The following is a 13,514-nucleotide window of genomic DNA, read 5'->3' on the forward strand; positions in this document are numbered from 1 at the left end:
CTCGCTGAGCCGCGCCGACCCAGGAGGGCGCTCGTACGACCGGACCGGCTGGGGTCCGGTCGCGCGGGCGCCCTCGCGCGTGCCCGGTGCCTGCCCGGTGCCTGCCCGGTGCGTGCCCGGTGCGTGCCGGGGCGTTCCGACCTCCTGCCGACCTTGACACGGGCGGTGAATCTGACGGACAGTCAGGTCCATTCGCAGACGCGTGTCTCCGGGAGGTCAGAGCCGTGCACCTCGCCCCGTCCGAAGCCCAGTCGCGGCTCCGTGCCGAACTGCGCGCGTACTTCCGGGAACTGCTCCCCGACGGGGTGCCCGAGGACCCGGCCGCGCAGCGGACCCTGCTGCGCCGGATCGGCGCCGACGGTCTGCTCGGTCTCGGCTGGCCCGTCGAGTACGGTGGCCAAGGCCGCGGCCCCGACGAGCAGTTCGTCTTCTTCGACGAGGCCTACCGGGCCGGGGCCCCGGTCTCCATGGTCACGCTCAACACCGTCGGCCCCACCCTCATGAAGTACGGGACGCCGGAGCAGAGGGCCTACTTCCTGCCCCGCATCCTCGCGGGGGAGGTCGTCTTCGCCATCGGCTACTCGGAGCCCGAGGCGGGCACCGATCTCGCCGCCCTCCGCACCCGCGCCGTCCGCGAGCGGGGCGCCGACGGCGCTCCCGGCCACTGGCGGATCGACGGGCAGAAGGTCTTCACCTCGAACGCCCAGAACGCCGACTGGATCTGGCTGGCCTGCCGCACCGACCCGAACGCCCCCAAGCACCGGGGCATTTCGATCGTCCTCGTCCCCACCGACAGCCCCGGATTCTCCTGGACCCCGATCGACACCGTCGGCGGGCTCACCACCACGGCGACGTACTACGACGACATCCGCGTCCCGGCCGGCAACCTCGTCGGGCCCGAGAACGGCGGCTGGGGCCTGATCACCAACCAGCTCAACCACGAGCGCGTCGCCCTCGCCGCCATCGGCATGCAGGCCGAGGACTTCTACGAGGCTGCCCTCGCCCACGCCCGCACCCCCGACCCCGACACCGGCGAGCGCCCGCTCGACCGTCCCTGGGTGCGGTCCCGGCTCGCCGAGGCGCACGCCCGGTTGGCCGCCGTACGCCTGCTCAACTGGCGCCTCGTCCAGGACGTCGGGGCCGGCACCCTGGCGCCCGGCGACGCCAGCGGAGTCAAGTTCCTCGGTACCGAGTCCACCGTCGAGGTCTACCGCATCTGTCAGGAGGCCGTCGGCGAGGAAGCCCTGGTCAGGGGTGTCGCGGCCTTCGCCGGCGGTGAGCTGGAGCGGATGAACCGCGCCGCCCAGATCAACACCTTCGGCGGAGGGGTGAGCGAGGTCCAACGGGAGATCGTCGCCATGATGCGCCTCGGCATGAAGGGGAGGAAGCGATGACCACGACACCAGCGGACGCACCCCACGGACCCCACGACTCCCACGGACCCCACGACTCCCAGGGCCCCCACGACCCCGGCGGTTCCGGCGGCCCCCACGACCCCGGCGGTTCCGGCGGGCCGCACGACGGGCCCGAGGCCGCGCAGGCGCGGTTCCACGCCCTGCTCCGGACCTTCGAGGGCCGCCCCGCCGCCACCGCCGGCCGGGCCAAGGACCCGGTGAACGCGCCGATGATCCGGCACTGGTGCGAGGCGATGGGCGACACCAACCCGGCCTACACCGGCCCCGACGCCATCGCCCCGCCCACCATGCTCCAGGCCTGGACGATGGGCGGGCTCTCGGGCCACACCGACCGCTCCTCCGCCTACGAGGAACTGTTCGGGCTCCTCGACGGCGCGGGCTGCACCTCCGTGGTCGCCACCGACTGCGAGCAGGAGTACCTGCGCCCCCTGCGCCCCGGCGACGAGGTCACCTTCGACGCCGTCATCGAGTCGGTCTCGCCCCGCAAGACCACCAAACTGGGCACCGGGCACTTCGTGACCACCCGGATGGACGTCCACGCGAACGGCGAACCCGCGGGAACGCACCGCTTCCGCATCCTCAAGTACGCCCCGGCCGCCCGCCCGCGCCCCGCCTCCCCACCGCCCGCGCCCGCGCCCGCACCCGCCGCCCGCCCGCGCCCCGTGATCAACCGCGACAACCAGGGCTTCTGGGACGGGGTGCGCGAACACCGACTGCTGATCCAGCGCTGTACCGCCTGCCGGACCCTGCGCCTGCCCTGGCTCCCCGGCTGCAACGCCTGCTCCTCCCCCGACTGGGACACCGTCGAGGCGAGCGGCTCCGGCACGGTCTACTCGTACGTCGTCATGCACCACCCGCCCTTCCCCGCCTTCGACCCCCCGTACGCGGTGGCCCTCGTCGAGCTGGCGGAGGGCGTGCGGATCATCACCAACATCACCGGCGTCCCCTACGACAAGGTCCGCATCGGCCTGCCCGTCCGCCTGGAGTTCCTGCGCGTCGACGACACGCTCGAACTCCCCGTCTTCCGAGGAGGAACGGGCTGACATGGACTTCCACCCCACCGAGGAACAGGCCGAGGCCGTCGCCCTCGCCGCCCGGATCTTCCGCGACCTCGCCACCCACGAACGCCTCGCCGCCGCCGGCAGCGCGAGCGACGCCGAACTGTGGAAGGCGCTCACCACCGCCGGGCTCACCGCGGCGGTGGAGGACCTCGGACTGCTCGGCCTGGTACTGCTGCTGGAGGAGCAGGGCCGCACCACCGCGCAGGTCCCGTACGCCGCCACCTGCGCCTACGGGATCCTCCCCGTCGCCGCGCACGGCACCGACGCACAGCGGACCCGACTCCTGCCCGCGCTGGGCAGCGGCGAAGCGGTCGCCACCGGCGCCTTCCCGGCCCGCGGTCGTGTCACCGCGGCCGCGGACGGACGCCTCACCGGCGTCGCGCCCGTCGTGCCCTGGCTGCGCGACGCCACGCACGTCCTCGTGCCCGACGCCGATCGGGCGCTGTGGATCGTACGGACGGACGCCCCCGGGGCGGTCACGGAGCCCGTGGAGACCACCGCCCCCTGGGCGGCGGGCCGGCTCACCCTCACCGGCGCCCCGGCGGAGCGCCTCGGCGGGGAGGGCGCCTACGAGGCCACCCTGGCCGTCGCCCGCACCGCGTTCGCCGGCCTCCAGGCGGGCGTCTGCGCCGGCTCGCTCGCGCGCGCCGTGGAGTACACCTCCACCCGCGAACAGTTCGGGCGACCGCTGTCCACGAACCAGGGCGTGATGCTGCGCGCGGCCGACGCGTACATGGACACCGAGGCGATCCGCGTCACCGCCTACGAGGCCGCCTGGCGCCTCGACGAGGGGCTCGCGGCGCGCGAACACGTGCTGACGGCGGCCTGGTGGGCCTCGGAGGCCGGCAAACGGGTCGTGCACGCGGGCCAGCACCTGCACGGGGGCATGGGTGCCGACCTGGACCATCCGGTCCACCGCCACTTCCTGTGGGGCCGCCAACTGGACGCCTACCTGGGCTGCGGCGGCGAACTCCTGGAGGAACTGGGCGCATCGATGGACAGGGAGTCGATCGCGGAGGAGGAACCCGCATGAACGTCGGCGACGCGCTGCCGCCACTGGAGATCCCGGTGACCCGCACCCTGATCGTCGCGGGAGCCATGGCCTCCCGCGACTACCAGGACGTCCACCACGACGCGCGGAGCGCCCGTGACAAGGGATCCCCGGACATCTTCATGAACATCCTCACCACCAACGGCCTGGTCGGGCGGTACGTCACCGACCACCTCGGACCACGCTGCGTGCTGCGAAGGGTCGCCATCCGGCTCGGCGCCCCCAACCATCCGGGGGACACGATGACGCTGAGCGGCACCGTCACCGCCGTCGACGGGGACACCGCCGAGATCCGGATCGTGGGCGCCAACGGCATCGGCCACCACGTCACGGGCACGGTCACGGTGACCGTGGCGGACGCGGACGGCCCGCCCGGCGCGTCCGTCGCGGCGGGCTCGGAGCGCGCGGGGGGTGCGGCATGAGCGTGCGGAGCAGGGACGAGCTGGGCGGACGGGCCGCCGTCGTCGGGATCGGGGCCACCGAGTTCTCCAAGGACTCCGGTCGCAGCGAGCTGAAGCTGGCCGTCGAGGCCGTGCACGCGGCCCTGGACGACGCCGGGCTCGCCCCGGCCGACGTCGACGGCATGGTCACCTTCACCATGGACACCAGCCCCGAGATCACCGTCGCCCAGGCGGCCGGCATCGGGGACCTGTCCTTCTTCTCCCGCGTCCACTACGGCGGCGGCGCGGCCTGCGCCACCGTCCAACAGGCCGCCCTGGCCGTCGCCACCGGGGTCGCGGAGGTCGTGGTCTGCTACCGGGCCTTCAACGAGCGTTCCGGGCGCCGTTTCGGCTCGGGCGTCCAGCAGCGCGAACCCTCGGCGGAGGGGGCGGCGCTGGGGTGGTCGCTGCCCTGGGGGCTGCTGACCCCGGCGTCCTGGGTCGCCATGACCGCCCAGCGTTACCTGCACGCGTACGGGCTGACCCCGGAGGCCTTCGGGCACGTCGCGGTCACCGGCCGCCGGCACGCCGCGAACAACCCCGCCGCCTGGTTCCACGGCAAGCCGATCACCCTCGCCGACCACGCCGCCTCGCGATGGATCGTGGAACCGCTGCGCCTGCTGGACTGCTGCCAGGAGACCGACGGCGGGCAGGCGCTCGTCGTCACCACCACCGAGCGGGCCCGTGACCTGCGGCGCAAGCCCGCCGTGATCACGGCCGCGGCGCAGGGCGCCGGCCGGCGTCAGGAGGGGATGACCTCCTTCTACCGCGACGACCTCACCGGGCTCCCGGAGATGGGCGTGGTGGCCCGCCAGCTGTGGCGGACCAGTGGGCTGCGGCCCGGCGACATCGACGTGGGGATCCTGTACGACCACTTCACCCCCTTCGTGCTGATGCAGCTGGAGGAGTTCGGCTTCTGCGGGCCGGGCGAGGCGGCGGACTTCGTCGCGGCCGACGCGCTGCCGCTGAACACCCACGGCGGCCAGCTCGGCGAGGCGTACCTGCACGGCATGAACGGCATCGCCGAAGCCGTCCGCCAGATCCGCGGCACCTCCGTCAACCAGGTCCCGGGGGCCGCCCACGCCCTGGTCACGGCCGGGACCGGGGTACCGACGTCGGGCCTGGTCCTCGGAGCCGACGGCTGATCCACCCCGCCCATCGGCCCCCGCCCCCTCCACCTTCAGGAGGTGGGGCGGGGGCCCGTCCTACAACCTGAGACGGACCCGGCTTCGGCACCTGCGGCCGATTCCAGGGCCGGCGCGCGCTCCTAGCGTGGAGCCATGACCACGCCTGTGTGCACGCTCGCCTCGAATCCGACGCCGTACCCGTCGTTCTCGGCGTACGTCCGGACCCGCGGCTCGGTCCTGATGCGTACGGCGCGTTCGCTCACCGCCAACCCCTGCGACGCCGAGGACCTGCTCCAGACGGCCCTCACCAAGACCTACGTCGCCTGGGACCGGATCGAGGACCACCGGGCCCTGGACGGCTACGTCCGGCGGGCCCTGGTCAACACCCGCACCTCGCAGTGGCGCAAGCGCAAGGTCGACGAGTTCGTCTGCGACGAGATCCCGGAACGCGAGGAGCCCCCGGGCGTCGACCCCGCCGAGGCGCAGGCCCTGCGCGACGCGATGTGGCGCGCGGTCACCCGGCTGCCCGACCGGCAGCGGGCCATGGTCGTCCTGCGGTACTACGAGGACCTCAGCGAGGCGCAGACCGCCGAACTGCTCGGCGTCTCGGTGGGCACGGTCAAGAGCGCCGTCTCCCGGGCCCTGGGCAAGCTCCGCGAGGACCCCGAACTCACCCCCGTGCGCTGAGGCCGAGCCGGCGGGGCCGACGTTTCACGTGAAACACCGGCCGCGACCGACCGCCCCCGGCCCGTGTTTCACGTGAAACATCCGTCCGGGAGCCGCGCGCCCGGTGATCGACACTTCCGTTTGTACTCCCGGGTAGTGACATGCCGACCGGTACGTGCGCAGAATCGCAGCATCCGTAAGCCGCCGCAGCGCCGCAGCGCTCACCGGGAGGACGCTTTGCTGAGCACCATGCAGGACGTACCGCTCCTCGTCACCCGCATACTCCGACACGGGATGACGATCCACGGGAAGTCCCAGGTCACGACCTGGACCGGGGAGGCAGAGCCGCATCGCCGCAGCTTCGCCGAGATCGGTACCCGCGCCACCCGCCTCGCCAACGCCCTGCGGGACGAGCTGGGGGTCCGGCAGGACGACCGCGTCGCCACCCTGATGTGGAACAACGCCGAACACGTCGAGGCGTACTTCGCGATCCCTTCCATGGGCGCCGTACTGCACACCCTGAACCTGCGTCTGCCCCCCGAGCAGCTGGTCTTCATCGTCAACCACGCGGTGGACAAGGTCGTCCTGGTCAACGGCACCCTCCTGCCGCTCCTGGCGCCCCTGCTGCCGCACCTGCCCACCGTCGAGCACGTCGTGGTCTCCGGCATCGGCGACCGCTCGGTCCTGGAGGGCCTCGCGGTGCGCGTCCACGAGTACGAGGAGCTCCTCGAGGGTCGCCCCGACCACTACGACTGGCCCGAGCTGGACGAACGCCAGGCCGCGGCCATGTGTTACACCTCGGGCACCACCGGGGACCCCAAGGGCGTCGTCTACTCCCACCGGTCCGTCTACCTGCACTCCATGCAGGTCAACATGACCGAGTCGATGGGCCTGACCGACAGGGACACCAGCCTCGTCGTCGTCCCGCAGTTCCACGTGAACGCCTGGGGGCTGCCCCACGCCACCTTCATGACCGGCATCAACATGCTGATGCCGGACCGCTTCCTCCAGCCGGCGCCGCTCGCCGAGATGATCGAGCGGGAGAAGCCCACCCACGCCGCGGCGGTCCCCACCATCTGGCAGGGGCTGCTCGCCGAGGTCACCGCCAACCCGCGCGACCTGAGCTCGATGAAGCAGGTCACCATCGGCGGCGCGGCCTGCCCGCCCTCCCTGATGGAGGCCTACGACAGGCTCGGCGTACGCCTGTGCCACGCCTGGGGCATGACGGAGACCTCCCCGCTCGGCACCATGGCGCACCCGCCCGCCGGGCTGAGCCCCGAGGAGGAGTGGCCCTACCGCGTCACCCAGGGCCGTTTCCCCGCGGGCGTCGAGGGGCGCCTCGTCGGCCCCGCCGGGGACCTGCTGCCCTGGGACGGAGAGTCCGCCGGCGAGCTGGAGGTGCGCGGCAACTGGATCGCCTCCTCCTACTTCGGCGGGGTGTCCGGCGAACCCGTACGCCCCGAGGACAAGTTCAGCGCGGACGGCTGGCTGAAGACCGGCGACGTCGGCGTGATCAGCCCGGACGGGTTCCTCACGCTCACCGACCGGGCCAAGGACGTCATCAAGTCCGGCGGGGAATGGATCTCCAGCGTCGAGTTGGAGAACGCCCTGATGGCCCACCCGGAGGTGGCGGAGGCGGCGGTCGTCGCCGTCCCCGACGAGAAGTGGGGCGAGCGCCCCCTGGCCACCGTCGTCCTCACGGACGGCGCCACGGTGGACTACGCCGGACTGCGCTCGTTCCTCGGCGGGACGATCGCCAAGTGGCAGCTGCCCGAGCGCTGGGCGCTCGTCGAGGCGGTCCCGAAGACGAGCGTCGGCAAGTTCGACAAGAAGGTGATCCGCCGCCAGTACGCCGAGGGCGAGCTGGACGTCACGCACCTGGACTGAGCGGGTCCGCGGCGGCGCCCGGCGCCGCCCCGGGCATCAGCCCTTCGTGAGCCATGGCCGCAGCAGCCTGCTGACGGCGGGCATGGCCACGTAGGTCATCAGGGTGCTGAAGACGACGGCGAACGCGGCCGTCCGCAGCACGAAGTGCACGTCGACCAGGTACGGCCCGAGCACCGCGTTGCCCGCCAGCGAGATCGGGAAGATGGCCAGCCCCGAGCTGATCGCCATCTTCCACCGCGGCGGCGCGGGCCGGGTCGTACCCGGCTTCGCGAACCAGGTCTCCATGCCGTGCAGTTCGCGCCGGGCTATCTCGGTGTGGTGGTGGCCCTCACAGCGCGCGAACCAACGGGCCCGCTCCGGCGAGTCCTGCCACCGCTGGAAGGCGGCCTGGTCACGGAAGCGGTGCACCAGGAACCACGGGGCCCCCTCCGCCGCCGGACGGAACAGCCCGTAGCCGAGGTGGTCCGGGAAGCCGGCCGCGGTCTCCAGGATCCCGCGCGCCCACGTCTCGAAGGCCTCCTCGTAACCCGGCTCCACCTGCCGCGCGATGAGCAGGCTCACCTCCCCGTTGTCGGCGGGGACACTGTGCTCGGTCGTATCGGTGATGGCCATCGGCCCAGGATGGCTAGTTGGTGCCGATCTTGGCCAGCAGGTCCACGATCCGACCCTGCACGTCCGTCGTGGTCGCCCGCTCCGCGAGGAACAGCACGCTCTCCCCCGACGCCAGCCTCGGCAGATCGCCCGGCTCGATGCCGGCCGTGGTGTACACGACCAGGGGGGTGCGCGTCAGCTGCCCGTTGGCCCGCAACCAGTCCACGATCCCGGCCCGCCGACGCCGCACCAGCATCAGGTCCATGACGACCAGGTTGGGCCGCATCCGGGACGCCAGCTCCACCGCGTCGGTGTCGGCACCGGCCCGACCGACCTGGAGGCCGCGCCGCTCCAGCGCGGCGGTCAGCGCGGTGGCGATCTCGTCGTGCTCCTCGATCAACAACACCCGGGACGGGTGCTGCTCGCTGTCGCGCGGCGCGAGCGCCTTCAGCAGCACGGCGGGATCGGCCCCGTACGCCGCCTCGCGCGTGGCGTGCCCCAGCCCGGCCGTCACCAGCACGGGCACCTCGGCGGCCACCGCGGCCTGACGCAGCGACTGCAGTGCGGTGCGGGTGATCGGACCGGTCAGCGGGTCGACGAACAGCGCGGCGGGGAAGGCCGCGATCTGCGCGTCCACCTCCTCACGGGAGTGCACGATCACCGGGCGGTAGCCCCGGTCGCTGAGCGCCTGCTGCGTCTGCGCGTCGGGCGCCGGCCACACCAACAGCCGGCGCGGGTTGTCCAGCGGCTCGGGCGGCAGCTCGTCGTCCACGGGCTGCGGAACGGGCCGGTTGACCACCTCCACGGCCCCACCGGGACCGTCCAGCGGCTCGGGACCCTCGGCGGCGCCCGCCTCGGGGGCCCCTATGGCGAAGGCCCGCCCCTGCGGGGTCGGTTCGGAGAGCCGGCGCCGCCGGCCGGAGCCGGAGCCGCCCGCCGTCCGGCCGGGGTCCACGGAGACGCCCTGACCCAGGGTGCCGAGCGCGCGCACGCTGATCGGCTGCCCGGCACCCGGGGCGTCCCCGGGCTGCCGCGCTCCGGGTACGGCGACCTGCCCCGCCCCGTCGGTGTCCTCGGCGGCGGTACGGGCCGCGGGAACGGGCCAGGCCGGGGTCGCCGGGAGCGCGCGCCGCCGCCCGGTCGGGTGGGCGGTGTCCTCGGCGGGACCGTCCTGCGGCTCGGGCTCGGCGGGTGCGCCGGCGGGCGCGCCGAGCACGCGACGGCCGCGCCGTCCGCCCGGGGCCTCGGACTCGGCGTCGGCGGGCGCGGGAGCCGCACCGGCCATCGCGGGGGCCTGCGGCGCCTGCGGTCCGGCGGCCGGGGTCGGGCCGGCGGGCAGGGCGAACCCCCCCTCGGGGGCGACGGGTCGGGGCGCGGCGGGCGGGGTGAGGCCGGCCGCCGGCACGGGACCACCGGGCTGCCCGGCGGGGCCCAGGGTGCGGCGGCGTCCGGCCGGGTGCTCCGTCACCGGGACGGGGGGCACGGCCGGGACGGGCGGCAGCGCGGGCAGGGCGGTCCCCTGCGGGGGAACGGGCCGTACGGCTCCGGGCCGGCCGGGGTCGTCCCCGTCGTCGCCCGCACGGCCGCGCCGGCGTCCCGTACCGAGCCCGGCCGGGTTCACGGGGGACTGGGCGAGTTCGGGGCCGGGGGCACCCGGTTCGGCGGCGTTGCCGTCCGCGCGGCGCCGCCCGGACGGCAACGCGAGCGCGCCCCCGCCCTCGCGGGCCTCGGGGGACCGGGCTTCGTCCGCGTCGTCCTCCAGGAAGGCGTCCACCCCGCGCCGACCGCGCCGGCCACCGGACACCGTCGCCGGGCCACCGGTGCCGTCGGCTCCGTCGGACGTCTGGGCCGCCGCCTGCGCCGCGGGCTCCTCCGCCGGCTCCGGCAGGGTCACCGTCCCGGCCCCGGAACCCAGCGGCAGCTCCAGCACGTACGCCCCGCCGGGGGCGCCCGGAACCTCCACCGTCTGCAACACACCGCCGTGCGCGGCGACGATGCCCCGCACGATCGGCTCGTGGACCGGGTCGCCGCCCTCGTAGGGGCCGCGCACCTCGATCCGTACGACGTCACCGCGCTGCGCGGCGGCCACCACGATCGTGGAGTCCCCGTACCCGCTGCCCTGGGCCGTCTTGCCGGTCGCGTCCACCCCGGCGACGTCCGCGACGAGGTGCGCGAGGGCGGTCGCGATGTGCCGCTCGTCCACCTCGGCTTCGATGGTCGGGGCGTGGACCGCGAACTGGGCGCGTCCGGGGCCGATCAGCTCGACGGCGCCGTCGATGCCGGCCGCGACGACCGTGTTGATCAGGACGTTCTTCTTCTTCAGCTTCTCGCTGCCCGCGTCCAGGCGCTGGTAGCCGAGGACGTTGTCGACCAGGGTGGTCATCCGCGAGTAGCCGGCGGCCAGATGGTGCAGCAGCTGGTTGGCCTCGGGCCACAGCTGCCCGCCGTCGTCGGCGGCCAGGGTGGCCAGTTCCCCGCGCAGCTCCTCCAGGGGGCCGCGCAGGGACTCGCCGAGCACGGCCAGCAGCTGGGCGTGGCGTGCGGCGAGGGCGTCGTAGGGGCGCCGGTCGGTGAAGGTCATCACCGCGCCGACGAGGACCTCGCCGTCGCGCACGGGGGAGGTCGTCAGGTCGACGGCGACCGGCTGACCGGCCTTGTTCCACAGCACCTGCCCGCGGACGCGGTGCTTGCGTCCGCTGCGCAGGGTGTCGGCGAGCGGGGACTCGTCGAAGGGGAACGGCGAGCCGTCGGCGCGGGAGTGCTGGATCAGCCCGTGCAGTTCGCGGTTGCCGAGGTCGGTGGCGCGGTACCCGAGGATCTGCGCGGCGGCGGGGTTGACGAGGACGACGCGGCCCTCGGTGTCCGTGCCGACGACGCCCTCGGCGGCGGCGCGCAGGATCATCTCGGTCTGCCGCTGCGAGCGGGCCAGCTCGGCCTCGGTGTCCACGGTCTCGGAGAGGTCGCGGACGACGAGCATCAGCAGTTCGTCACCGGTGTAGGCGGGCTGGGGCTCGCGGTAGGCGTCACGGCCGTCGAGGTGGGCGCTGGTGAGCTCGACGGGGAACTCGCTGCCGTCGGTACGGCGCGCGGTCATCCGGCGCGGCGCGGTCCGACCGGTCACGTCGTCGCCGGGACGACGCATCGAGCCGGGGATCAGTTTGGAGTCGAAGTCCGGGAAGAGGTCCAGGACGCCCCGGCCGACGAGACCGGTCCCGGGGCTCTCCATGACTTCGAGCGCGATCGAATTCGCGTTGACGACCGTGCCGTTGGCGTTGACGAGCAACAGCGCGTCCGGGAGCGCGTCGAGTATTGCTGCGAGGCGAGCAGCGCCTCGGGATGGCCTGCTGCTCACGACGAGCTTCCTCCCTGACCACGACTACCGGCATGTCACGGGAGGAGTCTAAGGGCACCGTCCCGCGGCGAGGTGGCGGATGGACGGGGGAAAACGTGCATCCGCCGCATCCTCCCTGGTCAGGAACGCGCAGTCGGAAGCAGAGGTTCCAGGGCGTTCCACCGGGCGATGTCGCACCCGTCCTTGCGGCGGAACGTGGCATTCACCTTCTCGCCGCGCCACGTTCCCGCGACGCGGGCGGTGGCGGGACCGCCGTCCTGGAAGGTGCACATCTGCCGCTTGGGTTCGGGTGCGAAGGGGTCCTCGCCGTCCTTGTGGAAGCGGTCGAGGAGGGCGCAGGCCTTCTCCGCCTCGGGGTGGTCGCCGCCCACGGGCCGGCATTCCAGCCGGTACTCGCCGTCGAGGGCGGGGTTGCCGGTGTGCGAGATGTTGACGGTGAGCCGGTCCGGCGTCGCCAGCAGCCGCGCGAGGGGCAGCGGCGGCAGCGGGCCGACGGCGGCGGCGGCCAGGGCCGAGGTGACGGCGAGGGCGGCGAGACGCAGCATGGGGTCACTCCAGGTCGTCCGTACGTCGTACGCCTCACCAACGACGGGCCCGCTCCGACGTTGCGTCCGTCCCGCCGCGCGGCGGGGGCGGACACCTGTGCCGCGGGTGTACGAGTGGTCTTAAGCCTTTGCCCTGTGGGCCCGGCTCCTTGTACCGTTGGCAGCGGATTGGTGACCGGCCCCGCGGCTGTGTCATCATCTGCACGCACCCTCGTACGCGTGGGGTGTGCTGGAGGCGTCGCCTAGTCCGGTCTATGGCGCCGCACTGCTAATGCGGTTTGGGTCTTACCACCCATCGAGGGTTCAAATCCCTCCGCCTCCGCGCTTCATCGAAGCCCCGGTCCTCACGGACCGGGGCTTCGATGCGTTCGGGGGCGTGTCGGAGGAGTTCTGCGGGCGTCCGCCGTCGGAGGGCCCGGGATGGCGCGGGGCCGGCGGGAGCGTGGCGTGGGTCCGGGAGTCCGTTCAGGGCTTGGAGGCGCCACGGGGGTGTTTCGGACGACCCCCGAGGGGAACCGGAGGGCCCGGCGGGTGTCGCGCGGATCCGGCCCGACGATCTTCGTCTGGGACGTTTCCGCAGGTCAGAGGCCCTTTGGCTAATGGATTTCGCGTCCCGGCGAGGTCCATGTATTGTTGTTCTCGCAAGGCCAACGGGGCGAAAAAAACCCGGGAAGCCCAAGCACTCGTAGCTTAACGGATAGAGCATCTGACTACGGATCAGAAGGTTGCAGGTTCGAATCCTGCCGAGTGCACAGCAGGCCAGAGGCCCTCAGGAGAAATCCTGAGGGCCTCTGGTCGTATGTGGGCACATGCGTTGGTGTGCGGGGGGACGGGTGCGGGCTCCGGCGGGAAACAGTCCTCCAGGACGAGGTTCCCCCGGAGATCCCCCTGAAGTACCGAGGGTCGAGATGGCTCCGGCGGGGGACGTGGACCAGGCCGCCCCCTGCATAAGGTTTTCGAAGACGTTCGCAGACGTTCGCGAACGGTCGAAGACGAGGACTGAGGGGGATCCCATGGGACTGTTCGGAAACGCGCACACGGTCGATCCGGTTTCGGCGCAGCGCGACTTCGCGCGCCTGCTGGGCAACGGGGAGCAGGTTCACGCCGCGTACCTGCTGATCCGGGACACGATCCTGTTCACCGACCGGCGCCTGGTGCTGGTCGACAAGCAGGGCATCACCGGGAAGAAGGTGGAGTACCACTCCATCCCGTACCGGAGCATCACGCACTTCGCCGTGGAGACCGCCGGTCACTTCGATCTCGACGCCGAGCTGAAGATCTGGATATCGGGCAGCGCCACGCCGATCGAGAAGACCTTCACCAAGGGGGTCGACATCTACGAGGTGCAGGCGATCCTCACCCAGTTCGTCGCGCGCTGA

General features: G+C 73.1%; 11 protein-coding genes and 2 tRNA genes. 10 read left to right on the forward strand and 3 right to left on the reverse strand.

Annotated features, from left to right (window positions below; genetic code table 11):
- Positions 1-224: 224 nt before the first annotated feature.
- From ACZ6ZI_RS10445 to ACZ6ZI_RS10475, 7 genes are all read left to right on the forward strand, one after another.
- Complete coding sequence (locus ACZ6ZI_RS10445; protein ID WP_469518489.1) at positions 225-1,394, forward strand: acyl-CoA dehydrogenase family protein; 1,170 nt, start codon at positions 225-227, stop codon at positions 1,392-1,394.
- Positions 1,391-2,458 (forward strand): bifunctional MaoC family dehydratase N-terminal/OB-fold nucleic acid binding domain-containing protein, encoded by a 1,068-nt coding sequence (locus tag ACZ6ZI_RS10450; protein ID WP_469518491.1) that lies wholly within the window; start codon positions 1,391-1,393, stop codon positions 2,456-2,458. Before ACZ6ZI_RS10445 ends, ACZ6ZI_RS10450 begins: the two co-directional genes overlap by 4 nt.
- A 1-nt stretch (position 2,459) precedes the next feature.
- On the forward strand, positions 2,460-3,509 hold the full coding sequence (locus ACZ6ZI_RS10455; RefSeq protein ID WP_469518494.1) for an acyl-CoA dehydrogenase family protein: 1,050 nt from the start codon (positions 2,460-2,462) through the stop codon (positions 3,507-3,509).
- Positions 3,506-3,949 (forward strand): MaoC family dehydratase, encoded by a 444-nt coding sequence (locus ACZ6ZI_RS10460; RefSeq protein ID WP_469518496.1) that lies wholly within the window; start codon positions 3,506-3,508, stop codon positions 3,947-3,949. The genes ACZ6ZI_RS10455 and ACZ6ZI_RS10460 overlap by 4 nt, the downstream gene beginning before the upstream one ends.
- Entirely contained in the window at positions 3,946-5,112 is a 1,167-nt protein-coding gene (locus tag ACZ6ZI_RS10465; protein ID WP_363059564.1) for a lipid-transfer protein, read from the forward strand. The genes ACZ6ZI_RS10460 and ACZ6ZI_RS10465 overlap by 4 nt, the downstream gene beginning before the upstream one ends.
- 135 nt (positions 5,113-5,247) lie before the next feature.
- Positions 5,248-5,781 carry a SigE family RNA polymerase sigma factor gene (locus tag ACZ6ZI_RS10470; protein WP_363059562.1) on the forward strand — a complete coding sequence of 178 codons (534 nt, stop codon included), beginning with the start codon at positions 5,248-5,250 and terminating at the stop codon, positions 5,779-5,781.
- 216 nt (positions 5,782-5,997) lie between these two features.
- A complete protein-coding gene (locus tag ACZ6ZI_RS10475; protein ID WP_469518501.1) occupies positions 5,998-7,647 on the forward strand; it encodes a long-chain fatty acid--CoA ligase in 1,650 nt (549 codons plus the stop codon).
- 36 nt (positions 7,648-7,683) lie between these two features.
- Here ACZ6ZI_RS10475 and ACZ6ZI_RS10480 read toward each other — a convergent pair whose 3' ends face one another.
- The 3 genes from ACZ6ZI_RS10480 to ACZ6ZI_RS10490 form a co-directional block, all read right to left on the reverse strand.
- Positions 7,684-8,259 carry an antibiotic biosynthesis monooxygenase gene (locus ACZ6ZI_RS10480; RefSeq protein WP_469518503.1) on the reverse strand — a complete coding sequence of 192 codons (576 nt, stop codon included), beginning with the start codon at positions 8,257-8,259 and terminating at the stop codon, positions 7,684-7,686.
- Positions 8,260-8,272: 13 nt separating this feature from the next.
- Positions 8,273-11,590: a response regulator gene (locus ACZ6ZI_RS10485; protein ID WP_469518505.1), complete on the reverse strand. Its 3,318-nt coding sequence runs from the start codon at positions 11,588-11,590 to the stop codon at positions 8,273-8,275.
- A gap of 119 nt (positions 11,591-11,709) precedes the next feature.
- Positions 11,710-12,135, reverse strand: coding sequence for an SSI family serine proteinase inhibitor (locus ACZ6ZI_RS10490; protein WP_469518507.1), 426 nt, complete (start codon positions 12,133-12,135; stop codon positions 11,710-11,712).
- A gap of 231 nt (positions 12,136-12,366) precedes the next feature.
- Here ACZ6ZI_RS10490 and ACZ6ZI_RS10495 point away from each other — a divergent pair.
- The 3 genes from ACZ6ZI_RS10495 to ACZ6ZI_RS10505 all read left to right on the forward strand — a co-directional run bounded on the left by ACZ6ZI_RS10495 (position 12,367) and on the right by ACZ6ZI_RS10505 (position 13,514).
- Positions 12,367-12,457, forward strand: a tRNA-Ser gene (locus ACZ6ZI_RS10495).
- 357 nt (positions 12,458-12,814) lie between these two features.
- Positions 12,815-12,887, forward strand: a tRNA-Arg gene (locus ACZ6ZI_RS10500).
- A 261-nt stretch (positions 12,888-13,148) separates the two neighbouring features.
- Complete coding sequence (locus ACZ6ZI_RS10505; protein ID WP_363059552.1) at positions 13,149-13,514, forward strand: PH domain-containing protein; 366 nt, start codon at positions 13,149-13,151, stop codon at positions 13,512-13,514.

This window comes from Streptomyces sp. NPDC103540, assembly GCF_055584445.1.

Excerpts from the sequence above, each read along its gene's own strand:
- ACZ6ZI_RS10480 (WP_469518503.1), bottom strand. The coding sequence starts at position 8,259 with ATGGCCATCACCGATACGACCGAGCACAGTGTCCCCGCCGACAACGGG.
- ACZ6ZI_RS10455 (WP_469518494.1), top strand. The coding sequence starts at position 2,460 with ATGGACTTCCACCCCACCGAGGAACAGGCCGAGGCCGTCGCCCTCGCC.
- ACZ6ZI_RS10470 (WP_363059562.1), top strand. The coding sequence starts at position 5,248 with ATGACCACGCCTGTGTGCACGCTCGCCTCGAATCCGACGCCGTACCCG.
- ACZ6ZI_RS10460 (WP_469518496.1), top strand. The coding sequence starts at position 3,506 with ATGAACGTCGGCGACGCGCTGCCGCCACTGGAGATCCCGGTGACCCGC.
- ACZ6ZI_RS10450 (WP_469518491.1), top strand. The coding sequence starts at position 1,391 with ATGACCACGACACCAGCGGACGCACCCCACGGACCCCACGACTCCCAC.
- ACZ6ZI_RS10465 (WP_363059564.1), top strand. The coding sequence starts at position 3,946 with ATGAGCGTGCGGAGCAGGGACGAGCTGGGCGGACGGGCCGCCGTCGTC.
- ACZ6ZI_RS10490 (WP_469518507.1), bottom strand. The coding sequence starts at position 12,135 with ATGCTGCGTCTCGCCGCCCTCGCCGTCACCTCGGCCCTGGCCGCCGCC.
- ACZ6ZI_RS10505 (WP_363059552.1), top strand. The coding sequence starts at position 13,149 with ATGGGACTGTTCGGAAACGCGCACACGGTCGATCCGGTTTCGGCGCAG.